This is a genomic window from Saprospiraceae bacterium (assembly GCA_016717265.1).
Lineage (GTDB): Bacteria > Bacteroidota > Bacteroidia > Chitinophagales > Saprospiraceae > Vicinibacter.
Genome location: JADKFX010000001.1, coordinates 4050248 through 4074474, shown reverse-complemented (window position 1 = coordinate 4074474; position 24227 = coordinate 4050248). Strand labels below are relative to the sequence as shown.

The 24227-nt window shown below is 32.9% G+C and carries 22 protein-coding genes; 7 read left to right on the top strand and 15 right to left on the bottom strand.

Translation table 11 applies throughout. The features are described 5' to 3' along the window. Positions 1-4: 4 nt before the first annotated feature. The 4 genes from IPO86_15830 to IPO86_15815 form a co-directional block, all read right to left on the bottom strand. Positions 5-769, bottom strand: a complete 765-nt coding sequence (locus IPO86_15830; GenBank protein MBK9729577.1) for a geranylgeranylglyceryl/heptaprenylglyceryl phosphate synthase — start codon at positions 767-769, stop codon at positions 5-7. Positions 770-783: 14 nt separating this feature from the next. Further along, positions 784-1347 carry a redoxin domain-containing protein gene (locus tag IPO86_15825; GenBank protein ID MBK9729576.1) on the bottom strand — a complete coding sequence of 188 codons (564 nt, stop codon included), beginning with the start codon at positions 1345-1347 and terminating at the stop codon, positions 784-786. An 80-nt stretch (positions 1348-1427) separates the two neighbouring features. Beyond that, entirely contained in the window at positions 1428-2474 is a 1047-nt protein-coding gene (locus IPO86_15820; GenBank protein ID MBK9729575.1) for a rhodanese-related sulfurtransferase, read from the bottom strand. 18 nt (positions 2475-2492) lie between these two features. Next, positions 2493-4196: a S8 family serine peptidase gene (locus IPO86_15815; protein ID MBK9729574.1), complete on the bottom strand. Its 1704-nt coding sequence runs from the start codon at positions 4194-4196 to the stop codon at positions 2493-2495. 133 nt (positions 4197-4329) lie between these two features. On the opposite strand from IPO86_15815, the gene IPO86_15810 reads away from it, so the two are divergent. Together IPO86_15810 and IPO86_15805 are read left to right on the top strand one after the other, a co-directional pair. Continuing rightward, positions 4330-5346 carry a type 2 isopentenyl-diphosphate Delta-isomerase gene (locus IPO86_15810; GenBank protein MBK9729573.1) on the top strand — a complete coding sequence of 339 codons (1017 nt, stop codon included), beginning with the start codon at positions 4330-4332 and terminating at the stop codon, positions 5344-5346. 17 nt (positions 5347-5363) lie between these two features. Further along, a complete protein-coding gene (locus IPO86_15805; protein MBK9729572.1) occupies positions 5364-6710 on the top strand; it encodes a hydroxymethylglutaryl-CoA reductase in 1347 nt (448 codons plus the stop codon). A 4-nt stretch (positions 6711-6714) separates the two neighbouring features. Here the strand turns inward: IPO86_15805 and IPO86_15800 are convergent, their stop codons facing one another. From IPO86_15800 to IPO86_15785, 4 genes are read right to left on the bottom strand one after another with little or no spacing between them, the layout of a single operon-like run. After that, positions 6715-8022 (bottom strand): hypothetical protein, encoded by a 1308-nt coding sequence (locus tag IPO86_15800; GenBank protein ID MBK9729571.1) that lies wholly within the window; start codon positions 8020-8022, stop codon positions 6715-6717. Continuing rightward, a complete protein-coding gene (locus IPO86_15795) occupies positions 8012-8548 on the bottom strand; it encodes a sigma-70 family RNA polymerase sigma factor (protein MBK9729570.1) in 537 nt (178 codons plus the stop codon). The genes IPO86_15800 and IPO86_15795 overlap by 11 nt, the downstream gene beginning before the upstream one ends. Positions 8549-8561: 13 nt before the next feature. Continuing rightward, on the bottom strand, positions 8562-9359 hold the full coding sequence (locus IPO86_15790) for a hypothetical protein (protein MBK9729569.1): 798 nt from the start codon (positions 9357-9359) through the stop codon (positions 8562-8564). Positions 9360-9392: 33 nt separating this feature from the next. Further along, positions 9393-10646, bottom strand: coding sequence for a hypothetical protein (locus IPO86_15785; protein ID MBK9729568.1), 1254 nt, complete (start codon positions 10644-10646; stop codon positions 9393-9395). Between the two features lie 152 nt (positions 10647-10798). Here IPO86_15785 and IPO86_15780 point away from each other — a divergent pair, with 152 nt between their 5' ends. Beyond that, positions 10799-11689, top strand: a complete 891-nt coding sequence (locus tag IPO86_15780) for a hypothetical protein (GenBank protein ID MBK9729567.1) — start codon at positions 10799-10801, stop codon at positions 11687-11689. A 176-nt stretch (positions 11690-11865) separates the two neighbouring features. Here the strand turns inward: IPO86_15780 and IPO86_15775 are convergent, their stop codons facing one another. Continuing rightward, positions 11866-13074, bottom strand: a complete 1209-nt coding sequence (locus IPO86_15775; protein ID MBK9729566.1) for a thioredoxin family protein — start codon at positions 13072-13074, stop codon at positions 11866-11868. Between the two features lie 87 nt (positions 13075-13161). On the opposite strand from IPO86_15775, the gene IPO86_15770 reads away from it, so the two are divergent. Continuing rightward, positions 13162-14361, top strand: a complete 1200-nt coding sequence (locus tag IPO86_15770; protein MBK9729565.1) for an aspartate aminotransferase family protein — start codon at positions 13162-13164, stop codon at positions 14359-14361. 68 nt (positions 14362-14429) lie between these two features. On the opposite strand, the gene IPO86_15765 is transcribed toward IPO86_15770, so the two are convergent. The 6 genes from IPO86_15765 to IPO86_15740 form a co-directional block, all read right to left on the bottom strand. Next, positions 14430-15437, bottom strand: a complete 1008-nt coding sequence (locus tag IPO86_15765) for an MCE family protein (protein MBK9729564.1) — start codon at positions 15435-15437, stop codon at positions 14430-14432. A 2-nt stretch (positions 15438-15439) separates the two neighbouring features. After that, on the bottom strand, positions 15440-16222 hold the full coding sequence (locus tag IPO86_15760) for an ATP-binding cassette domain-containing protein (protein MBK9729563.1): 783 nt from the start codon (positions 16220-16222) through the stop codon (positions 15440-15442). Further along, positions 16219-16971, bottom strand: a complete 753-nt coding sequence (locus IPO86_15755) for an ABC transporter permease (protein MBK9729562.1) — start codon at positions 16969-16971, stop codon at positions 16219-16221. Before IPO86_15755 ends, IPO86_15760 begins: the two co-directional genes overlap by 4 nt. Positions 16972-17449: 478 nt before the next feature. Further along, entirely contained in the window at positions 17450-18373 is a 924-nt protein-coding gene (locus IPO86_15750; GenBank protein ID MBK9729561.1) for a T9SS type A sorting domain-containing protein, read from the bottom strand. Between the two features lie 58 nt (positions 18374-18431). Beyond that, positions 18432-19988 (bottom strand): hypothetical protein, encoded by a 1557-nt coding sequence (locus tag IPO86_15745; GenBank protein ID MBK9729560.1) that lies wholly within the window; start codon positions 19986-19988, stop codon positions 18432-18434. A gap of 210 nt (positions 19989-20198) precedes the next feature. After that, a complete protein-coding gene (locus tag IPO86_15740) occupies positions 20199-20615 on the bottom strand; it encodes a hypothetical protein (GenBank protein ID MBK9729559.1) in 417 nt (138 codons plus the stop codon). 685 nt (positions 20616-21300) lie between these two features. Between IPO86_15740 and IPO86_15735 the strand changes: the two genes are divergently transcribed. The 3 genes from IPO86_15735 to IPO86_15725 all read left to right on the top strand — a co-directional run bounded on the left by IPO86_15735 (position 21301) and on the right by IPO86_15725 (position 23985). Further along, on the top strand, positions 21301-23175 hold the full coding sequence (locus tag IPO86_15735) for a T9SS type A sorting domain-containing protein (GenBank protein ID MBK9729558.1): 1875 nt from the start codon (positions 21301-21303) through the stop codon (positions 23173-23175). Next, a complete protein-coding gene (locus IPO86_15730) occupies positions 23135-23377 on the top strand; it encodes a hypothetical protein (GenBank protein ID MBK9729557.1) in 243 nt (80 codons plus the stop codon). Before IPO86_15735 ends, IPO86_15730 begins: the two co-directional genes overlap by 41 nt. Positions 23378-23526: 149 nt before the next feature. After that, positions 23527-23985, top strand: coding sequence for a nuclear transport factor 2 family protein (locus IPO86_15725; GenBank protein MBK9729556.1), 459 nt, complete (start codon positions 23527-23529; stop codon positions 23983-23985). Positions 23986-24227: the final 242 nt, after the last annotated feature.

The window sequence follows — 24227 nt, the reverse complement described above, 5'->3', positions numbered from 1 at the left end:
ATCCTTAACGTTTCACATGCAATGGTGAATAATTACTAACAACATTCATCATGGATTTTAATTGTTGTGGATTTTCCTCTAATATATTGCCAATGACAACAAGATCTGCACCTGCATGTATTGTTTGAAAAACGGTTTCAGCATCCCGAATTCCACCACCTATGATGATTGGAATTTCAATAAATTGACTTAATTTTTGAATCATGTTTACAGGAACGGGCTCCTGTGCACCACTACCAGCATCTAAATAGACCAATTGCATATTCAACATTTGTCCAGCCATAGCTGTGGCTAATGCGATATCTGGCTTATTATTTGGTATCGGTAATGTTTGGCTAATATAGGATGCAGTATTGCTATTTTTCCCATCAATTAATAAATAAGCCGTTGAGATGATTTCTAATTTACTTCCAAATAGTCGCATTGAAGATTCTACTTGTTTGCCGATAAGATAATCTGCATTTCTGCCAGATAACAAGGATAAAAATAACAATGCATCTGCCTGTGCATGAATTTGAAATGTACTTCCGGGAAATAAAACAATTGGTATATTACTTGTTTCACGAATTAATTTAACACATTCATCCATTCGGTCTTGCATCACCAGACTGCCTCCAATGAAAAAGTAATCCACCTTACTCTCATTGGATAGTTCAATCGTGGTCTCAAGATTTCTAATTTTTGAATAATCCGGATCAATGAGTACTGCCAGACTTTTAATGCCCAGGGATTTTTTCTTTTGAATTTCTTTTAATATCCATTTACTCATTCTGCAAAACTAAGTCATTTTGATCGGATTGCTAGCTGAATCCTTTGTTGGATTTCATAATAATCGCGAACGCAATTTTCATGCCCTTTTTCTAAAGTTTCATGGTATTCGCCGCCAGGATGAATATAAATGATTTTGCTATCTTTTCCAATTAGGAAACTAAGCGAGGTAAAATTTTCAGGATTTAATTCTGCCTTAAATTTTTTCAAATTTGTCCATTGATTGTCTATAGCAATTGGAAATTGAAATTCTTTTTCCATAGCAAATTCACGAATCTCTTCAATATCACATTGTTTAGGTAAAGGTTTAGGATGATACAAGCCGATTACGACCAAACCTGAATCACTATAACTTTTGTGCCATGTATTTAATGCATCTGCAGATTGTACACAGTAAATACATTGATCTGTCCACCATCGAATGAGCACTACCTTGCCTTTTAAATCAGATAATATTAACGGTGGGGATTGGATCCACTCCATTTTAGTAAACGCTGGAGCGATGTCACCAATTTTTAAATCATTTTGATTACAAGTGGTAAATAAAAACAAAGAAACCAAAACTAGAATGCGTATCATATTTTCCGGTTTCATTTTTAGTTCTCAAGGTTTGCAATTATTTTTAATACTTCAAGATTTCCGCTTATACTTTATAGGATTCAACCTAAATTGAGCGCTTCATCTTTGCCAATTGCTTTATATCTTCCTTTTGAAAATTTACTGCCATTAAATTCCAAAGATTCCTGAACTTGATGTTTTGTTATAGGGTCCAGTTTTATAAAGTCTGCACACCTTCTGGAGCAACATTCTTCATATTTTTCTGCACAATTCGGACATTGTAGAAATAATATATGACATTGATCATTCTTGCAATTTACATGATGGTCACTTAGAACACCACATTGATGGCATCTGCTGATGATTTCATCTGAAATCCGTTCACCAAGTCGTTCATCAAAGACAAAGTTTTTACCAATAAATTTATTTTCAAGATCCAGTTGATCTACCTGACGTGCGTATTCTATAATTCCACCATTTAATTGGTACACCTTTTCGAAACCAGCATGCTTGAAATATGCACTCGCTTTTTCACAGCGGATTCCTCCTGTACAATACATCACAATTTCTCTGTCCTTACATTCTTGAAGTTGATTTACAATAATTGGCAATGACTCTCTAAACGTCACTACATCTGGTGTAATTGCATTTTTGAAATGACCGATTTCACTTTCGTAATGATTACGCATATCCACTACAATCGTTTCTGGCTTTTCTATTAAATCATTAAATTCTTTTGCATTGAGATGTATACCACAATCAGAAGAATCAAATGTAGGATCATCAATGCCGTCAGCGACGATTTTTTTACGGACTTTAATTGCCAACTTAAAAAAAGATTTTCCATCATCTTCAATCGCATAATTCAAACGAATTCCCCGAAGGAAGTCAATTTCATCAATAATATTTTTAAATTGAATATGCTGTTTTTCAAGGATTGAAATTTGGCCGTTGATACCTTCTTCTGCTAAATAGATTCTCCCTAAGGTGCCAATTTCATCTAATTTAGAATAGAAATGATTTCTAAAAAATTCAGGATTAAAAATTCGGGTATATTTATAAAATGAAAGGGTGATTCGCTTTTCTTCACTTTGTTTCATTTTTTGGATCAACTCCAGGCGGTTGATTTGATTAAATAGCTTTTTCATAAAAAATTCTATAATCTGCTACATTTTTATAAATGATACTACCTGATGATTACTTGTGTTTGAAATAAAATAGACTCCCGGTAATAGATGTTCAATATGAATTTTAGCAGTATTAGCTTTTAAATTATTTTGTAACATCAATTTTCCATTCACATCTTTTATTTGGATCAAAGTGTTATTTGGGAAGGAATGTTTAATTTCGATTTCAGCGTTTGCAGGATTTGGAAATAATTCAAAGGTAGATTTTGTTTCTTGATCAATATCTACAACTAATAAAGCTTTTTCTATAGCAGCAACAGCATTAATCAGACCGAAACCATAGGTATTATTAGGGAGGTTTAAACCAGTATATGGAAAGCAATCAAAATCAGCAGTAAATCGCTCCGCGGTTTCTTCAATTATTTTTTCTATACGCTGTACTTGCCCAGCTAATAATGGATTTGCAGAAATCATTAAGGCTACCAATCCAGCAACATGTGGACCGGCCATACTGGTGCCATTCCAGGCTGCATACGTTCCATCGGGTAACATGGATAAAATATTCGATCCGGGAGCCACAACATTTGGTTTTATTCTCACTTCTTTATAGTTGTTGACCGGACCATTACTACTAAAATCACTGATTGTATTATTTTCTTCAAAGGCACCAACAGAAAAACTAGCATCATAAATTGCTGGTGGATGTCTTAAGGTATTACAAGCAGCCCCATCATTTCCAGCGGATACAACAACCACGATACCAGCAGCTTTCAAATTTTCTATTACTTCTTCCATAATTGAATAATTCGAAGGGTCACAACCTTCTTCAAGGCTACAATACCAACTATTATTAATAACATGAGGTGCCAATTCAGGTTTTGGATTTTTATCATTCAAATCTGTTGGAGCAAGAAAAAAATTAAAACATTCAATATAAGTGGAAGGTGCTCCATTGCCTTGTTCCATATTTCTACATCCAATCCATTGCGCTAATGGTGCCATCCCAATTGCTTGTTCAGGGGTTTGTCCAACCATAGTACCGATAGTATGCGTGCCATGGGAATTATCATCACACGGTTCTTTTAAGTCCAAACCACATGGATTATTTGGATTTCCACTCAATGGACTAATGGCATGGATTGCATCGTGCCAGTTATAATTATGATCAATATTTCCATTTTGGAATCCCCTGTATTTCTCTTTTATTGCTGGGATATCCCATTTAATACCAGTATCTTCTCCTCCTACTATTACACCTTGTCCCTGGTATCCAAGATCCCAGACTTTATCTGCTCCTACCCTTTGAATGCCCCAGGTTATTGCAGGCCCCCGTTGAATAAGGGAATGACTTTGGTCTTGGGCAGAAATAGCTGGTGTAGGTGAATCATAGCTGATGAGGGCAATTTTTTTAAATTTTGACAATGTTTCCACTTGTATTTTATTGAGTTCCGCCTGAATTACATTTACGATATTAAAACTTCTGAATTCAATCTTGTTATCTTTTAAATAGGAAATAACTGCCGTTTGGCTTGAACTCGCATGGCTAGCCAATTGAGAATACACGTAATTCGTTTTTTGCACTTTGCTCCAAGCTGGATTTAATTGGGATAAATCTGCTTTATCTTTAAATTGTATTAAGACAGGGACTTTTTGATTGATTTCCAGTTTAGCTAAAAGATTTGGGGAGATCTGTGCCAATGCAACTTGATACATTAAGGTTAATAGTAATATATATCGGTTCATGATTGAAATTTTTGCAAATTTATTGAATATTTAAACACCGTTTGTGATTCCTAAGAATTACAACGATTAAAAAGCTAGTTTGGTTAAGCTAAATTTACTTTTCTTTGTTATTAGCTGGCAGGGATAAATTAACATGGCAAAAATTACAAAAAGCACAACAGATCGTAAAAAGGACCATATTGAACTAGCGATGCTTTCGCAAACTCCTATAAATCAAGTAGATCCGAGATTTTATTATGAGCCGGTATTAAGTAATCACCCTACAGATCAGGAAATTCAAGCAACAGCTTTCGGTTCAAAAAATCTGTCTTATCCAATTTGGGTATCCAGTATGACGGGCGGAACAGAAATGGCTAAATTAATTAATAAGAATCTTGCTCGTGCTTGTAGGGAATTTGGTTTAGGTTTTGGATTAGGATCCTGTAGAAAATTAATTGATAATCCCGAAAGCTTTTCAGATTTTGATGTAAAAGAAATTATTGGTCCGGATCTACCTTTTTATGCTAATTTAGGAGTTGCACAGGTAGAACAATGGTTTCAAAATGCACAACAAGATAAGTTGAAGAAAATAGTTGACTTGTTACGAGCCGATGGATTAATTATTCATATCAACCCATTGCAGGAATATATGCAAGCTGAAGGCGATCGTTTTAAATACAAGCCAATAGATACGATTAAGAAAGTATTGGATCATTTTGCGTTTCCGGTGATTGTTAAAGAAGTAGGACAAGGAATGGGTCCTGCAAGTTTAAAAGCCTTATTGGAATTGCCACTTCAAGCAATTGAATTTGGGGCATTTGGAGGTACTAATTTTTCAATCCTTGAAATGCAACGTCAACATGGAGATGAAGTTCAAGCTTTATTGCCATTAACAAAGGTTGGACATACTGCTGAACAAATGGTCGATTATTGTAATGAAATTTACGAAACTGCCAAAATTCATTGCAAGCAATTGATTATATCTGGTGGTGTAAATCATTTTTTGGATGGATATTATTTAATTCAGAAAAGTAAAATTCCTGCAGTTTATGGACAAGCATCTTCATTTTTAAAATATGCTCAAGCGGATTATGAAAGTTTGCGCACATTTGTAAAATCACAAATTCGCGGATTAAATCTTGCCTATTCATTTTTAAAAATCAAAATTTGATTTCAAGCTATTAAAAAATGAATAAATCCACTAATAAAAGTATCTCCGGATTTTCAAAATTATCGAAGCGAGGAAAGATCAAATGGATGGTCGAAAACTTCTTTAAAGATCCGGAAAATGTGATGTTTGAATTAATGAGTTATTGGCATCGCAATGAAGATCAACAAAAAATTCTTGATGGTTTCAGTGAAAATACCATCAGTAATTTTTTAATGCCTTATAGTGTTGCACCTAATTTTTTAATAAACGGTAAAACCTATTGCGTTCCGATGGTGATAGAGGAAAGTAGTGTGGTGGCCGCAGCTGCATCTTCTGCAAAATATTGGATGGATCGTGGTGGAATTCATGCAGAAGTACTCAACACGAAAAAGCTAGGACAAATCCATTTTAAATGGAATGGATCTATAGAAAAATTGAAAGCAAGTCTTCCAGCATTTAGAACTATAATGTTATCAGATGCAACGGATGTCACACGAAATATGACTGAAAGAGGCGGTGGTATAGGCGAAATCGAACTCAAAACATTTGAAACTTTTTCAAATTATTATCAACTTTTGATTTCATTTCAGACCTGTAATTCCATGGGTGCTAATTTTATTAATTCTTGTTTAGAATCGTTTAGTAGTAGCCTGGAACGATTTATTACACAATCCGATGATTTTAGCGATGATGAACGGGATATTGAAATTATCATGTCTATTTTATCAAATTATACCCCAGAATGTTTGGTTCGAGTTTGGGTAAGTTGCTCAATTGAACAGCTTGGTGAGTTTTCAGGAAATATGAATGCGCAAGAATTTGCAGAACGATTTAATACAGCTGTTCAGATTGCAAAATTAGATCCTTATCGTGCGGTTACTCATAATAAAGGAATTTTTAATGGAATTGATGCGGTTGTTTTAGCTACAGCAAATGATTTTCGGGCCGTTGAAGCCTGTGGTCATGCGTATGCCGCAAGAAACGGCAGGTATTGTAGTTTAAGTGATTGCAAATTAGAAAATGGTCAATTTCATTTTAGTCTGGAGATCCCATTAGCTCTTGGTACGATTGGTGGATTAACAGCACTGCATCCAATGGCAAAACGTTCTCTGGAATTATTAGAAAACCCTTCGGCTGAAGAATTAATGATGATCACCGCAGCCACGGGACTTGCACAAAATTTTGCTGCGATTAGATCCCTGGTTACTACGGGTATTCAACAAGGCCATATGAAAATGCATTTGGCAAATATATTACAAACATTAAATGCGTCAGAAATTGAATGTCAGTTAGCTAGAGAATATTTTTCAGAAAACAAAGTAAGTTTTAATGCAGTCCGAAATTTTTTGAAAGAAAAACATTCGGATACTCAAATAAGACCATAAATATTTAGAATTTATATAGAAGTCCAATGGTTAGATGATTTAAATTCTTTTGTTTTAATTCTATAATATTCGTTGAGGGTGTACTGGATGTTTTTAAAATTGAAGTTTGATTTTGTAAATTAAAAATGTCTACTATATAATCTAAGCTAATGCCAAAAGATTTTATTGGAAAGAATCTGATTCCAGCTTGTAAATTATAGTTTATTGATTTTACATTCCAACTTTCTATTGTTTGATTCTTCCATTGGAGTATATTATTTTTTTGAGAAGTATGAATTAGCTTTTGAATGGGTAAAGAAAATTCTATACCAAGGCATGCCTGCCAATTTGATTTTATTTTATAATTTACGGTTAAGGGAAACTGCAAATTGTATAATTTATTGGATTTAATAAGCAAGGAATTATTTATTCCAACTTTTGAATCAAAATTTTCGGAATCCATGTTTGTAAAAACAGTTGTAGAATTTTTAAAGGAATCTAAATTACTTAGAATTATAGTGTTTTCAAAGTCATTCAGGATTAAAAAATTTCCTTGTTCTATATTCAAAGTAGGAGATACGCTAAGACTCCATTTTTGATTTAAATTATAGCCTATATGGGTGCCAATGGAATAAGCTGAATACTTTAGTTTTGTGTCAAATTTAATACCAGAATGTATCCCGAATTCAAATTTACGGATCGAAGTTTGCGGCAGGTAATGAAGTCGAACTGGCATATATGAAATAGGATTTAAAACAGGATATGAATTTTGCCATGTTAGATTAGCTAAAATTCCGGGTAATACTGCAAAATCAAAGAAGTCTCTGTGCGAATTTTGTGTTGCTTCACTTTGATTCGTTTTTAAAAACCCGATATTTTGAGAAATTGAAAATTCTGATTCATTTTCAACTTTTTTATTTGCTGTTAAAATTTTATCTTTTTCTGGCTGAGGGATACTTTGTTTCTTAATTTTTGAATTTGATACTTTAAAATCAACGATGCTATTCTTAGCATGAGTTTTGTTCGAAGGGTTTATTAAATTCGCTCCAGAATTCTGAATTTTGTTACGAACCACAATAGGGCTTGGAAAATTTTCAAAAATGGAGTCACAAGAAAAGTCGGTCAAAGCAGTTGATTGCAATGTCTTACTATTTCTTTTATGGAATTCTGAAATGGAATAAAACGCAATAAAAAAGAGCACTATGGCGCCAAGTGCAAATGGGTAATAAAATGCAAACCGTTTCTTTTTATTAGGCATGTTTTTATCCAGGATGTTTTTCATATCATTCCATCCTTGATCTTCCAATTTAGTATAATCCTGTTTATGATTCATTTGCAATTTGTTTTTTTAATAATTCACGTGCGTTAGAGATATGCCATTTTGAAGTGCCCACACTAATATTTAATTTTTCTGCAATTTCAATATGTGAATATCCTTCATTTGCAAAAAGTAGGAATGCATGAGCAGTTGCCGGTGGAAGTCTTCTTACCATATCTAAAAGATCTTCTTTGAATATTTTTTCCAGGGTAAAATCATGTTGTTCGATTTCTTGATTTTCAATGGATTCCGTTTTATTGACCAATTTTTTCAATTTTAATTCAGACATAATAACATGATATATTACTTTTCGTATCCATCCTTCAAGAGATCCTTCATTTTTATATAACTGTATTTTTTGAAACACTCGTAAAAAACCGGTATTCAAAACCTCCAAAGCATCTTGCTCCTCTTTAAAGTAATACAAACACATTTGAAACATCGCTTTAAAGTGCAGTTTATAGAGTTGCTCCTGGGCTTTGCGATCATTGTCAACACAGCCAGCTATGAGTTCTATATGGGATCGTTTTTTTTGTTGCATAAGAGCACATGCCCTATATTTGAATACCTATCCGCAAGATAAAACGTTTGTAATTCATATTATATTGATCATACCCTTCATCAAATATAATTGGAACAATGTATTCCATTCTTTGGAATTTTAGACCTAAATCTAAACATACGTTAAAATGTTTTTTATTTCCAAAACGGATGCCTAAAGCGGGATACCACATCATCCCACCTTTTGCATTATAAACATTGAGCGCTTCATTTTTATTTACAAACCCATAACCAGCATTCAGAGAATAATAATAGGCAGTTTGTTTTCCATAAAAGTATCCCCTGATTTCCAGAAAAACAGGAATACTGTTTGTTATAGGAGAAACGTTTTGAATAAAAGGATCAGAAATTGGATTCAGTAGCGCTTCATAATCAAATTTGTCAATTCCAAAACCAAGACCTGTTCCAAAATATCTTGAAAACATGTAGCCGGTTGTTGAATTTATGTGTACTCCAAGTGAGGATGTCTGATTTTCTCTAATCCCACCATTGATTCCAATACTCGTGATATTATAGAACCCTTTTTCATGGAAATCATTAGATATTAATTCTGAGTTTATCTTGGAACAGCCTTTAATTAATTTCGTTTTTTTAATTGTTTTTTCAGCGATATATAAATGGGTACTGTCATTCAAACTTATAATTAATTCATGCTCTTTATTTGAATTTGACAGCTTGCCTTTTACGATGGTGCCATCCTTCAAGTAGATTTTATAAATAGGATCATTTATTTGACTAAAAGTAATCTCATTCGTTAAGATCAACAGGAGTAAGAATATTAATTTCCACATGAGCGTATATAAATTGCTTATAGTTTAGTTTTCTTATTTCACTGGAATAATACTTCGCAGAATTAATTGTGCTGGAGATTTTGAATCATATTGCGTAATGCCAGTTTCGCTTACCAGTATTATATTATTTTCATTCGGCATTACGATAACGTCATATGGATTTATTTGTGGAATAGACGAAACAAGTTGAATTTCAGTATTTCCGTTTATTCTATATATTTTCAAATCGCGATCACAAATGTATAAGTATTCATTTTTGACAGCTAATCCTAATGGGTATTCCATGGCTATAGTTTTTAACAGGGTAGGATTATAGATATCTTTGACATTTACAATATCCAGTTGATTGGTAAAGCCACCGCATTCTGTTCCACCATGTAAAGTAATATAAGCTAAATCATCTTTCACAACTACAGGATCACAGGAACGCCAATGATTCATATTACCAGCGAGTGTTGGAGCATCAGGATTTGTTAAGCTGTAAATAAACATACCGGATGTAGAACCAATGAAAAGTTTATTTTCATATGGATAAATCGTTTCAATATTCCAGCCAATTTGACTTTTGGTTTTAAGATCCGGGCACGATGTACCAATGTCAAATGAATAAAGACTTGTCATATCAACTGTGTATAAATAGTTCTCATTTATTGTAAATCTAGCCATGGATCCTCCAATTCCTGTGAGTCCGGTAAAATTTCCAGCAGAATTTGAAGATGTTTTTGAATTTGAATCAAAAACTATATCGCCTGACCAAAATCGGAAGCTACTAAAATTTTGAGAATGACAATCTAGAGTTATGGTTTCTTTAGTCTTGGAGTAATCTACTAAAAGTCCCCTCACTGGATCAAAAAAAATTGGAGAGTATACATTTTCCGTTCTGCATAAAAGTGTAGGATTTTCGGGGTTATTAATATTTATTGAAAGTAAGTCAACATAACTATCCGCATATAAAATACCATTGCGTACAGAAAGATCTACGTTTCCTGGAATAGAAATAAAGTTAAGTTTAATTGGATTATCAGGATTTTCATTATTGAAAATGTGAATTCCTTCTTTTATTTCATTTATAAGGAGAAGCGTACCATAAATGTAAATTTTGCCTGGTACTTTTAGATCCTTTTCATCCACTAATTTTAAACCGGATCGAATTTGGGATAATGATTTATAAATGGGATCATATCTATAGAATGTGCGTTTTAAAGAGCAATCATCCTTAAGGCAAGAAGTAAAAATAAGGCTAAAGGCAAAGAGTATCCCTGTTGTTTTTAAAATGAATCGTTTCATATTTAATTAGTTTAATGGTACAACTCTAAAGACAGCAATGAAGGCTAAAATGGTTGGGTCATGATACTTTTAATTTTATATTTTCGGCTTTTAAATTGAATATTTTAAACTATTGTCTAATTTCGTAGTCCATAAATTGAAAATTATTAAATATGAAACAATTAAATTTTTTCTTACTAATTGCAACCATAACACTGTTGAGTATGGGTATAACAAAGGCTCAGGATTCTATAGAAAGTGATTCCACAGGATTGCCGGGTGATCATTTTAGTTTACAGGGTGCCCTGGAAATGTTTAAAAAATCTTCATCCCCTGAGGATTTTGAGAAAATGATCAACTCTGAAGACAATCATGTCAATAATTTGGATTTAAATGCTGATGGAGATATTGATTATATAAAGGTAATTGATAAATCTGATGGTGATGTGCATGCTTTTGTACTGCAAGTGATAGTTTCTGAAACCGAAAATCAGGATATTGCTGTAATTGAAATGGAGAAGACTGGAAAGGAATCGGTCACCTTGCAAATTATCGGTGATGAAGACATTTATGGCGAACAAACCATTGTGGAGCCAGCTGAAGATAAAGTAATGCATTCAGGAGAATCTATGGAACCGAAGAAAAAGGGTGGTCCAAATGGAAATTTTGATGCATATTTTGAGGATGCAATTGTAATCAATGTTTGGCCATGGCCATGTGTTAGATTTGTATATGGCCCTGTGTATCGTCCCTGGGTATCTCCTGTACGCTGGAGGGTTTACCCAAATTGGTGGAAGCCATGGAGACCATTGGGTTGGAGGGTTTTTCATCCATTTAGAGCTCGATATCATAGTGGTTTTGCAGTAGTTAAAACACACCGAGTTGTGCGGGCGCATCGAATTTATACACCAGTTAGGGTAACTTCAGGAAGTGTTAAAATACGTCATAGCAACTCTGTACATTCCTACAGGGTTACTAAAACTAAGACTAAAGTTACAACTGGGCCAAGAGGAAATACCAAAGTGAAAACTACCCGTACTACAACAAGGGTAAAGAAAAGATAAATAAGGCCTAAGCCAATTGTTGAAAAAATCCTGGTAATTTTATCAGGATTTTTTTTTCTTTTTAGATAAAGGTTCTGCATTTGGTTAGTGGCAGATTCTTAACGCCAAAGCTTAACCAGGGAGCACTAGAGAGCATTTACAATGATTTTATATCCCTATTTTTAGGAAGTCATATATTAAATTTTCTCACCCCAATCTCTTAACATATAATCTAGCATTTGTGTTGGTTCACCTTTTAATTTTGCTGCTTCAATACCTTTTTTGATTATGGCTATTGCTTCTGTTTTTTTACCGTTGTGATATAATATTCGACCAAAGTTGATATAATGATCTTGTTGTTCAAGAAGTTCTAATGCTTTTTTAGCTGATTTCTCACCAATTTCCATTATTTTTTTATCCTCCTTGAAATTTTTCAAACATAATTGAGAAAGATCTTTATGTTTTATGGCATTATTCTTTGCAATTTTTGAAGAATAGCCTTTAGCAGCTGTTAAAAATTTATTTGCATCACCTGTTGCACCATAATAATCCATATCGGTGGTATATTTAAATTCGTCAAATTTATCCGGGTTGTTTTTCATTTTTTCTTGTGCTTCTATCAATAAACTTTCATTGCGGTATTCCATTGCTTTTTTGATAGTTTTTGTACAGGCATTATAAACTTTACTTTCATAAATTGCCTTAGTTTTTAATTTGATTATAGCTTCTTTATTTTTAATAAGGTAATCAAAAATTCTAGAATCTGCTTCTGTAGCGGATTCTAAAATGATCTCCAGATTTTCAGGTTTTGTTAAATCTGTTTGACTTGAAAGATATTCATTTGCAATTCGAAGTGAAGGTTTTCCAACTTGATTTAAAGATTTAATATAGGATAAGACAGTTGCTGCATCCCGTTTTCCTTCATTATAAAGTTTTTCCCAAGAACCCGACTTATCAAATTTTTTCAAAGCTTCTCTTCCTAATTCTATAAAAGCATCAGCTGGTCTTGCTCCAGAAGCATTATGAACGACCTTGCTTTCAGCACCAATATATAATAATGTGGGGTAGGATTTTACGCCATATTTTTGAGCGAGTTCTGGTCCTTCTCCTTTTTCCATATCCACCTTAAGGTTTATAAAATTTGCGTTATAAAACTCGCCAACGGCTTCATCTGGAAAAACATTTGAGGACATTCTGCGACATGGGCCACACCAGGTGGTAAAGGCATCCATAAAAATCAATTTATCTTCTTTTTTAGCCTTAGCCAGCGCTTCGGCAAACGTACCATGAAAGAATTGGATTCCTTTTAATCCAGAGTTTTCCTCTTGGGTCATTGCTATTTGATATCCAAATAAGGCAAAAAGTGTTAATATGAGTATATTTTTCATTCGAATCTGTGTATTCATGCTATTCCGTTTAATTTTACTGCAAATATCAAAATAATTCTATTATCCTTTGAGAATCCATAACATTCTCATTTACATTGTTTTAAAATCATGTACTTACGACGACAATTTTTAGAACATATTGCACAAACAAGTGAAATTCCACAAGGTTTTGAAATACAACGAGCAGAGGCCTGCTATTTATATGATCGGCAAGGAAATCCTTATTTAGATCTTATTTCTGGTTTTGGGGTAAATAATATAGGACATAGTATAGAAGATGTTAAAAATGCTATTCGGGATCAATCAGAAAAATACTTGCATACGAATGTTTATGGAGAGCATATTCAAAGTCCGCAAGTTCAATTTGCTGGATATTTGACCACACTTTTGCCAACTTCTTTGAACTCTTGTTATTTTTTAAGTTCAGGAAGTGAATGCATTGATGCTGCGATTAAATTGGTTAGGTTGGTTACAAATCGGTCGGAAATTATTGTTTGCAGGAATGCATACCATGGCAGTACCCTGGGGGCTGAATCGCTGCGAAGTGACGAAGCTCATAAGGCTGAATTCAGACCTTTAATTCCAGGCATCCGTTTTATTGATTTTGGTAATATTTCAGATCTGGATTTAATTTCAAATAAAACGGCTGCAGTTTTTACAGAGGTAGTCCAAGCCGAGGCCGGAGTAAGACAAGCATCTGTCGATTATTGGCAAAAATTGAAAGCGAAATGTATTGAAAAATCCTCCTTGTTAGTATTTGATGAAATTCAAACAGGGATTGGCAGAACCGGAAAATTGTTTGCATTTCAGAATACGAATATAATTCCGGATATATTATTAAGTGGAAAAGCAATTGGATCTGGAATGCCTTTAGCTGCATTAATTTGTGATCACAAAATAATGGAGGCTTTTAGCAAGCGCTTAGCATTGGGATATATAACTACATTTGGAGGTCATCCTGTAAGTTGTGCAGCTGGTTTGGCAGGTTTAAAATATTTACTAAATCACAATATTTTAGAAGGCGTTGAATCTAAGGAAAAACTCTTTAAAGGTAATTTGTTGCATGAAGATATACTTGAAATCCGATCAAGTGGGTTGATGATAGCAGTACAATTAGGATCAGAATCCATGCTCATATCCTGGTTACAAAAACTTTATAAAAATAAAATATTAGCAGAAAGTTTTTTGTTTTGTTCATCTGCTTTGCGAATTGCACCACCATTAATAATTTCAGATGAACAGATATTGGATGTTTGCGAGATCATAAATAATATACCTAGGAAAGCAGGAAAGAATTTCGATTAAACCTTGTAAAGTAATGGATTTCTGCTTTTCTAATTAAAAGCGATATATCTTTTAATCTATTTGTTGATTTATTTTAAAATTGTGTCTTGTTTTTTAATCTTTTCCAAGCTTTGAAGTTTAATTTTCTCTTGCTTTTTAAAATACGATTTGAAAAGAAAATTATGCTTTAATGCTTCCAGATCTTCATTAATTTTTATGGAAGCACTTTGTACATTTGAAAGAATATTATTAATATTTTTTGGACCTGACGGATCTTTTAATAAATATGAAATTGTTCCTTTTCCAGAATGTGCATCTTTTAGAATTAATTCAAATTGATTTGTGACTTTATTTAATTGTTCACTTCCTTGTTTTATTTTTTGTACTATATTTTGAAGGTCATCTGTAAGTAAAGTATCTTTCAAAAGGACACCTAAGGTGCCATGTCCATTATTTACTTCCTGTATTATGGATGAAACCTGTTTTGAAGATTGATTCAAATTTTTACTAAGGGATTCAATATTTAAAACAGTTGAACGAAAACTTTTGGCTAAAACGGTATCCATAAGAACAGCATATAAGGTTCCTCTACTCTGGTTTATATTTTCAGTAATGGTTCTCAGGTTTTGGGATATTACAGCGACATTTAAATTTGTATTTTCAAGAGTTCTCAGCATCATTTCTGTATTTATTGCTTTAACGGAAGAAATTTCATCAGATTCAGAAACCAAGGGTGCGTCTGAAGTACCATGATCTATAATCACTATTTTATTTCCCATCAAACCATCGGTACCAATACTTGTAGTTGAATTTTTGCGAATTTTATTTTTTAAAGATTGGTCTATAGACATTTCTACTTTGATAACAGAATCATTTATAATGCTAATCTTTTCAACGGTACCTATATCTATTCCCAGGTACCTGACATTATTTCCTTCAGAGAGTCCGTTTACATCGTCAAAAGAAGTATAGATTTGGAAATTATTTCCAAACATATTTTTACTACTACCCAGATAATATAGTCCAAGTATAAAGAGGACTATTCCTGTGGTTACAAAAATGCCGAGTCTAATGTTGTTTGGAGTATCTTTATTCATAATTATTCAAAAAAAGCATGAATTTTTGGATCTTTTAAATTATTCAATTCATCATAAGTACCCTGTGCATAATTGATGCCATCAATTAAAACTGAAATGCGATTTGCAGTAAGTTTAGCACAATGCATATCATGAGAAATAATAATTGAAGAAGTGTTATATTTTTGTTGTACTTGAAGCATTAGATAGCTAATTTCTTTTGCTGTTATCGGGTCTAATCCGGTTGTTGGTTCATCGTAAAGCATAATTTCAGGTTTTAGAATTAGGGAACGAGCTAATCCTATTCTTTTTTTCATGCCACCAGAAAGTTCAGATGGCATTAAATTCATTGCATGTAATAAGCCTACATTATTCAAGGTCTCTTCAACTAACTCATTTATTTCCTCTTTTGTTTTGTTTTTACCATGTCTTCGGAGTGGAAATTCGAGATTTTCCCGAACTGTCATACTATCGTATAAGGCACTACTTTGGAAAACAAATCCAATTCTAGCCCTCATTTCATCTAAAGCTTGTTGTGGAATTTCAGAAATTTCATTTCCAAATACTTTTAAAGAACCTGCATCATAACTTAGTAAACCGACGATACATTTGATAAGTACAGATTTTCCACTTCCTGATTTTCCAAGAATTACAAGATTTTCTCCTCTGCGGATCTCCAGATTATAATCAATTAATACTTGATTTTTACCAAATGCTTTTTCTAGATTTTTTATTTCGATAATGGGTTCACCAAATTTTATTGGTGACAAATTATCTGGATCTATGCTTTTGATGGTTTGAATCATAAAAATCCCAAAAATTCAGTAATTTGGACAGCGATTAAATCCACAATAAAAACGCAAAGGGATGCAACAACAACAGCTGAATTTGCAGATCTTCCGACGCCTTCGGTACCTTTTCTGGAATTATAACCTTTATAACAGCCTACTAATCCGATCGCAAATCCAAAGAAAAAGGATTTTATAAAAGCTGGAATTACATCACTAAACTGTAAACTATCGAAGACTTGATGGAAGAATAGGGTATAGCTAACGGAACCTTTTACATTTACGGCAAGATAGGAGCCATATAAAGCTATAGCGTCACCTATAATAATTAGGATCGGGATCATTAAGGTGGTGCTAATTATCCTGGATACGACGATATATTTAAATGGATTCGTGCCACTTACCTCCATGGCGTCAATTTGTTCTGTTACTTTCATAGAACCTAACTCAGCTCCAATTCCGGAACCAATTTTACCTGCACAAATAAGTGCTGTAATAACGGGTCCAATTTCTCGAATTAAACTTATTCCTACCATAGATGGTAACCAGGCTTCAGCTCCAAATTCTACTAAAGTGGGTCTGGATTGTAAAGTTATTACGAGGCCAATTATAAAAGCTGTGAGTGCAACTAAGGATAAAGAGCGATAACCTATTTCAAAAGACTGCTTAATTATTTCGCGAAATTCATAGGGAGGAAATAAAAATTCGCGAAAGAACCTACCTGCAAATCTTGATATTTCACCAACTTCATTAAAGAGTATTTTCATTCCTGTTGGTAAAATAGGAAATTCATGTTTTTCAACCGTATGACTTATTTTCTTTTCAATTAAATTATGTTCTTTCATTCCGAATTCTAATAATATCCAAATATAAATGAAAATTTCCAGAAATGGAAGAGGAATTTGATTGATATGTTTATTTCATAATTACAGAATCGTTATGAAGCCAATGAAATATGGATGAGTTTAGGAATTCTATTGGAGGATATCTTAATTCAGCAATCTATTTTAAATAGTAGCTTTTTCACTTATTTTACAAATTTATTTAATTAGAGTGGCTCATTGATTTTTTTGCTTTTTAACTATTCAAAATAAAGTTTATGGATTCATTGAATTGGACTCAATATTTTATGGAGTATTCATTTTTTAGATTCATTTATTAAATATACTACTATTAGCCTCAGTGCAGGAATCGTTGAAACTTGCGTTTCAGATTTAATTTATAATTCAAATTTTAAATTCCAAATCAGATTTTTACAAATTTTTGATTCATTGGCTTGCCATTTAAACTTTTAGATTGCAAGAAATAGATTCCATTTTTTAAAGATTCGACATTGATTTTATGCGTGCTTTCATTAAATTTATTTTTCAAAGTAACGATACCCTGGAGATCAAAGATGGTATATGATTTTACATCAACAATGGTAGTGAATATTGTGAGTTCATTTTCCACAATAGTAGATTGTATAAAGAATTCATTCCTTTTTAGATCGTTTGTTCCAATGAGTGTATTGCAAAGTTTAAAGTATGGTGGTCCGAAATCGATTCCGAGGGCAGTAATATCTATTTTACCTAAACCTGTGACATCGTGTTGAATAAGAATTGGGAGTTCGAATTTTTTTAGTAGTGGTATAAATCTTAAATCTCTTGTATAACTCGTATCATTTGATAAACATGCAATAGGTCCAATAGGAACAGGATCTGAGAATCTCCATTTTTTTTCATAATCAGCATCGGGTGAAACCACGGATCCATTTAAGCAGGGTTGATTGTTAAATTTTTTAGGATCCCATGTCATTGTAACGGGCCAGTTTTTTGTATATACAAATATTAAGAGTGGATCTGGTGCATTGCAAGCTAATCCTTGATCTCGAACTCCAAGTATAATGTTTTGGTAAAAACTTCCTAAAATTTCAAATTTTGATTTTGCCCTCACTTCAAATATAGAATCAAATGGGGAATCATCAATAAATTCTCCCCATTCTAAATTTAAATCATCATCTGGACGATTGAGATTATCAACGATCGAAGTATCTGCTCGATAAAGTATTGTGTCTTTGTAGCCGGCGGCATCTTCAAAATAGAATTTGAATTCGTAAAGCGCATTTTTTTGAGCAACACAATTCAAAACGTATGTTGTCATTACGATTAATACCATCAATTTATTCATTTATTTTGATTTAAAGGATTTATACAAAAGTTCTTTATAATTAGCGCATTTAAATATTTTATTGTTTGATAAAAGAGGAAGTATAAATTTTATCATTAACCATGAATAAAATTACGTTAATTCCTGGATAAACTGATTGTAATGGAATATTTATGGTATATTCTCCTTGGCTTTGAAAGCATGAAGGATTCACAGTATAATTAAAGTTATTAAACAATTGGTGCGTAAGTAGTATTTTAACTTTGGATTCTTCGTTCAATTCATATTGAATTGTCAAGTTATCGGTTGCAGGATTTGGGCTTATAGCAAACTTTAAATCGTTATTTGGATGATCTCCGGTTATTGTACAGTCTCTTATCGGTAAACTAAAGGGCTCAGATTTTTCATTTTCTGAACAATCATTTTTAACAATAAGTTTTATTAGGTAAGGATGATTTGATTGCATGTCATCTTGCCAACCACTTTGTAAATTTCCCGTAATGCAATACTTTTGAGCTAAGCCAGATAACCAATGAGTAGTTCTTATTAAAATGGGATTTGTTGGATTTAGATTATCATAAATTTCAATTTTATATTTATTATATCCTGTACTTGCTCCGATGTCAAAACAATAAGTACAATGCTTAGGTTTTATTAGATCTTTAGGTAATCTGGTAATAAAGGAAGATAAAGGGGGACAATTTCCACCAATCTGGGCTATAAATTCGCATTTATATCTGGAGATATGTCCAAGGACTTTTGCTATTTGACAGGCTGACCAGGCTCCATTAGGATTATTATACCCCATGATATTATTATTTATCCAACCCGAATCACAACATGGATAATTGGGGCAAGCAGGCTCCAGATTACAATTGGGGCTATTTGGAGGTTCTAGTCCAAAACATTTTAAATTCATTTCATCAATTCCAATGGTACCATCACAGTTTTTATCCCAATTGAACGTAAGCATTGGAGTATCGTCACAGCCATCGTTTTCAAAGCTATGGTAGAGCACTAAATTATGTGCTAATTCATGGTTTAAAATTCCCCAATCGAATCGATTTATGGAACTAATATTTCCGCCTAAAAATGCAACACCACTCCCATGAGAATGATTATAAGAAGCTATAAACACATTTAATTCGGAATTGGGATTTACGGCATATTTATTTCTTAGTAAATTTAAATCATAACCATTAAACTTATTGGTGTTGTCACAATGAAAATAAACGCCACTTAGAAACCACCTTACCGGATTGCAATGAGCAGCTTGGGATGGTGTATTATACCCTTTGGGATTTAATTGGGCAGTATTATGCGCAAGTTCTTCATTTGCAATATAAAGCATATAGTTCGCCCATCCAGTGGCTCCTTCCTGAGTTACTTTTGTGCCATCCTGAGGTAAGGATACATTTCCAGTACAGTCATCATTTACAAAAAAATGAATATTAACGTTTAAGTAAACTGGAATACAATTTTCGTAAATGGAGTCTACATTAAAACATGGGATTGGTGAAGCGGAATATTGTATGGGATCAGGTAGAACATAGCAATCTATATTTTGAGAATTCATTTTTTGATTGTAAACATTCATTATTATAAAGATAAGTATTAATTTAGAATTGTATTTCATGATCGTGTTATTTATTTTGATGTCCTACTTTGTTTTAAGGTGTATTCGGATCATAGTTTTCACCTTTTATGTTTAAATTTCATTGAAGTGAATTTTTATCTTAATTTATTTTTACAAATTTTAAACTGAATGTTCGACTTTTTGTATATTTTAAAAGATTCTTATTGGCAATTCAAATCTGATTTTATTAATTGAGATTTGAATCCAATTTTAATTCCGTATCCTAATTTGATTTTCAAAAGATTTAAGTACCCTGAAATTAGTATCTTTAATTGGATTGTATATTTTGCCATGATTTGAAAGGCTTGGAATACAAACTGTGTAGAGCCTCAATTTTATTTTTTTATACTCCAATATTAGATTTTTCAATTTTAAAACCCTAAATACATGCGCATATCTTAGTATTGCTGGTTTGCAAAAGCTTTGTATTTTTAATCGTTTGAGCAAGAATCCATCGGATGTCCAAGCAGAAATTTTAGATTGAACAGCCAGGCAATAATAATGCAGTCCTGTAGTATTCATTTTATCTGTTGAAATAGAGGAGTCCACTAAGCTGTTGAATAGTTTCGCATGGATCCATTGATCGCGTTTGTTTTGAATGTAGTTTGAATAAAATAATGGTTTCATTTTTTAGTGCTTTTGTTAACATTAGTGTTATTGGAGTTGTCTTGATTATCGGATTCAGACATCCGTCCTTCAAATTAATTATTTTAAGTTGGTATATTCGGATGCTTACCAACATTCGTAATATTTTCCTGCCATATGATTCGTTTTTGGATTTAAGAATGAGAACTTATTGCGTGTATTCATTTTAGGATGCATTTATTTTATTTAAAATTATTTATAGTTCTACTGTATTTTATTTTTTTTATAAGGATCATACTATTTGGCGCACTATGCGGATTTCGTCGAATTTTATAATTTCTTATAATTTTATTAAAATTCAATTCTCAAAAATATGAATTGTTTATTTTCAATAAATGGGAATTTATTGAATGATGGTATTAATTTATTTAATTCCTGATGTTTTTTATTTAAGAGTCTGCTTTGTCATATCCCTGCATTTGAGTTTGCAATCTGCAATTCTCCGAATCTTGGAATTGGACATTGGCAGTTCTATTTCAAAGCTATTTATTTATATGCTTTCTAAATTTTGCAAACTCAGATTTTGCGAACTTCTTTTGTAACGAACTACATTATATAAATCTTTTCTATGTTCTTGTTGAGCCTTTTAAAATGGTAAGTAGTTCTAAATTTATATTGCAATTCCAATTTTTTCATTAAATTTGCTTATTCGCAAAATAATTTAAAGATGAAGCATGTTTTTCTGTTGATTTTAGTATTTTCTCAAGGACTATTATTCGCCCAGTATGTGGAGCATAAGGTAGATTATAATGGCAGCGTAGTTCAAGCTTTTAAAATTATCAATAGTCCAGCTATGAAAGAAAAGCAGCTTTCAGTAGTGTTGCGTCCTAGTCAGGCAGATGTTCGATTTAATCCTTTTTTGCAACATCCTATAAGTCCTAATAAATCTGAATTTGATGACGACATTCAAATTTTAAAAGCGCGTAAAGATTATTTAAAAAAGGCTCCCTATAGTACTCTTCGCAAAGGTCATGGGGAAGCAAGTCCCCAACTTGCTGAAATTCTAGTGGGCCGTTCATTTTATGCAGATATCGATGGTTCCTGTCCAAATGATAATACGATCGCGGTCTCTAAAGCGGGTCGGATTATGAGTATGATGAATGAATTTGTTGGAATTTATAATTCTCAAGGCAGTAAAATCAATGTTTATACTTTAAATGATTTTTTTAATGGATTTATTTCAGAAACGGTATGCGATCCTAAAGTTGAATATGATCCAGTAGCAGATAGATTTTTTATGTTTATTCAGGGGTGTAATGAGGATCCTCAAAACATAGCATTTGGTTTTTCTCAAACGAATGATCCAAATGGCAATTGGGCAATTTATTTATTTGAATCCGATGGCTTAAATGATGGTTCGTGGTCAGATTATCCAAAAATAGCTGTCAATCGTGATGAAGTGTTTATTAGTTTAAATTTATTCGGTAGAGGTGCTTCCGGTAAATATAAACAATCCATAATGTATCAGCTAAATAAGGCAGATGGATACGCGTCTAAAACACTTCGTTATAAGATTTGGAGTGGATTTCAACCAGGAACTATTTTGCCCATTCGATCAGGTGCAAATGGACAATATGGACCCGGGGTTTATGCAGTTCAAGCTTCTGCTGGTGGTTCAGATTATTTTTATTTTTATGATATTACAGGCAGTCTATCAGACCCGAATAGTAAATTATTGTATCAAAAATTATCAACTGTGGCCTATGAACCTTCTGGAAATGCATATCAATTGGGTACCACGATACGTCTTGATATCGGCGATTGTCGTTTACAGGATGGGTATTATCAAGATGGCTTGATTCATTTTGTATTTTCAGCAGATGATCAAGGATTTAGTGGTGTTCGATATCATAGATTGAATCCAGTGATGCTTGATGCGAATGCATTTGAAATTTTTTCATCTTCAGATCTTCGGGATTATTGTTATCCTTCAATTGCTCCTTTTTCAAATAATGTAAATGATAAATCAGCAATTATTCACTTTACTTCTTCAGGAGAAAACCATTATCCGGATATACGAGCAAAATTATTTTATAATGATTTTTCATCAGCAACTTCAATCCGCGTAAAAGTGGGACCTGGTCCGCAGGAAAATTGTTATAATTCTACAAAAAATTATGCTCGATGGGGTGACTATACAGGTACTGCTAGACAATATAATGCAAGTGTACCAACCGTTTGGGTTGCTGGTAGTGTTGGAAATAATATTAATGGTAAATGGTGGACCTATATCGCAGAACTTTATTCATCACCCACGGCAACCATAGAAAAAAAGTTAACGCAAGAAATTGTTTTATTTCCGAATCCTGTAGAAGACCGTTTACATTTAGAAATTCAAGTGAAGCAACAATTAAAAGTTTATTTTATTTTAAAAGATGAACAGGGTAAGACTATTAGCAAAATGTATGAAGGCATACTGATGACTGGTGAAAATAAGTTTTCATTTAGTACCAGTGCCCTGTCAAATGGTATTTATTTTCTAAGCATAGAAACCGAGAAGCATGAAATTATTAAAACGGAAAAAGTATTGGTTAATCGTTAATCTGCTTTTTGTATTATTTGCATGCAATCATCGTGCAATGGATAAGCCTTCATCTAATCAAGGAGGAAAGGATCCGGTTATTGGTAAACCAACAAATAAAGACAGCATCATGCACCGAATCCCAAAAGCAGGATCTCCAAATGAAGAATACGATCAACATAGAATCGATTCAATTAAACGAACTAAAATCAAGCCGAGATAAAAGTGGGTGTAAACGGATATCGGTTTGATCATTTTCGAATGTTAGCTTCATTAAATGAACAATTTTAGATTCTTAATTTGTAATTCGTTCAATTCTAAAGGTAAGCCTGGTATAAATAGCTTTATTTTGCTTTGTAAAATATAATTTCCATGGGTTATTTAGAGAAGTTGTTTTTTAACAATATTCAGAGAATATTTATATTGTTGGTATTACTGACTAATTTACATGTATTTTTAAATGGACAAGAATGTATTATTTTAGAATCGCTTGTCAAAGATTTTAACAATACATTGATTTCAAGAGATGCGAAGCAATTAGACAAATTAGTGCATTCGGATTTGACATATGGACATTCTAATGGTTGGGTTGAGAATAAAAATGAATTTTTGATTAATAACCAATCGAAATATTTAATTTATGAAAAAATCGAAATGGATAGTTTACAAATTCATTGTTTTGATAAGCTTGCGATAGTTCGTTTTCATGCACTTCATGATATTATTTTGAATGGCAAAAGTATAAGTCTTAAATTGCATGTTTGTCAAACCTGGATAAAAACAAAAGGTAAATGGAAGTTATTGGCAAGACAAAGCACTAAGTTAAGTTGACACCTGAATATAGAGCGGGAATATAGAACGAGAATGAGAATATAGAGCGAAAATGAGAACGAGAGCGAGAATGAGAACGAGAAGAATATAGAGCGGGAATATAGAGGGGGAATATAGAGTGAGAAGGGGAGCGGGAATATAGAGGGGGAATATAGAGTGAGAAGGGGAGCGGGAATATAGAGGGGGAATATAGAGTGAGAATGAGAACGAGAACGGGAATATAGAGTGGGAATATAGAGCGA

Coding starts and splice junctions, on each gene's coding strand:
- IPO86_15760 (MBK9729563.1), bottom strand. CDS start 16,222: ATGATTCAAACCATCAAAAGCATAGATCCAGATAATTTGTCACCAATA.
- IPO86_15765 (MBK9729564.1), bottom strand. CDS start 15,437: ATGAATAAAGATACTCCAAACAACATTAGACTCGGCATTTTTGTAACC.
- IPO86_15745 (MBK9729560.1), bottom strand. CDS start 19,988: ATGAAATACAATTCTAAATTAATACTTATCTTTATAATAATGAATGTT.
- IPO86_15790 (MBK9729569.1), bottom strand. CDS start 9,359: ATGTGGAAATTAATATTCTTACTCCTGTTGATCTTAACGAATGAGATT.
- IPO86_15830 (MBK9729577.1), bottom strand. CDS start 769: ATGAGTAAATGGATATTAAAAGAAATTCAAAAGAAAAAATCCCTGGGC.
- IPO86_15810 (MBK9729573.1), top strand. CDS start 4,330: ATGGCAAAAATTACAAAAAGCACAACAGATCGTAAAAAGGACCATATT.
- IPO86_15780 (MBK9729567.1), top strand. CDS start 10,799: ATGAAACAATTAAATTTTTTCTTACTAATTGCAACCATAACACTGTTG.
- IPO86_15750 (MBK9729561.1), bottom strand. CDS start 18,373: ATGAATAAATTGATGGTATTAATCGTAATGACAACATACGTTTTGAAT.
- IPO86_15755 (MBK9729562.1), bottom strand. CDS start 16,971: ATGAAAATACTCTTTAATGAAGTTGGTGAAATATCAAGATTTGCAGGT.
- IPO86_15730 (MBK9729557.1), top strand. CDS start 23,135: ATGAAATTATTAAAACGGAAAAAGTATTGGTTAATCGTTAATCTGCTT.
- IPO86_15815 (MBK9729574.1), bottom strand. CDS start 4,196: ATGAACCGATATATATTACTATTAACCTTAATGTATCAAGTTGCATTG.
- IPO86_15800 (MBK9729571.1), bottom strand. CDS start 8,022: ATGAATCATAAACAGGATTATACTAAATTGGAAGATCAAGGATGGAAT.
- IPO86_15785 (MBK9729568.1), bottom strand. CDS start 10,646: ATGAAACGATTCATTTTAAAAACAACAGGGATACTCTTTGCCTTTAGC.
- IPO86_15795 (MBK9729570.1), bottom strand. CDS start 8,548: ATGCAACAAAAAAAACGATCCCATATAGAACTCATAGCTGGCTGTGTT.
- IPO86_15805 (MBK9729572.1), top strand. CDS start 5,364: ATGAATAAATCCACTAATAAAAGTATCTCCGGATTTTCAAAATTATCG.
- IPO86_15735 (MBK9729558.1), top strand. CDS start 21,301: ATGAAGCATGTTTTTCTGTTGATTTTAGTATTTTCTCAAGGACTATTA.
- IPO86_15775 (MBK9729566.1), bottom strand. CDS start 13,074: ATGAATACACAGATTCGAATGAAAAATATACTCATATTAACACTTTTT.
- IPO86_15825 (MBK9729576.1), bottom strand. CDS start 1,347: ATGATACGCATTCTAGTTTTGGTTTCTTTGTTTTTATTTACCACTTGT.
- IPO86_15820 (MBK9729575.1), bottom strand. CDS start 2,474: ATGAAAAAGCTATTTAATCAAATCAACCGCCTGGAGTTGATCCAAAAA.
- IPO86_15740 (MBK9729559.1), bottom strand. CDS start 20,615: ATGAAACCATTATTTTATTCAAACTACATTCAAAACAAACGCGATCAA.
- IPO86_15725 (MBK9729556.1), top strand. CDS start 23,527: ATGGGTTATTTAGAGAAGTTGTTTTTTAACAATATTCAGAGAATATTT.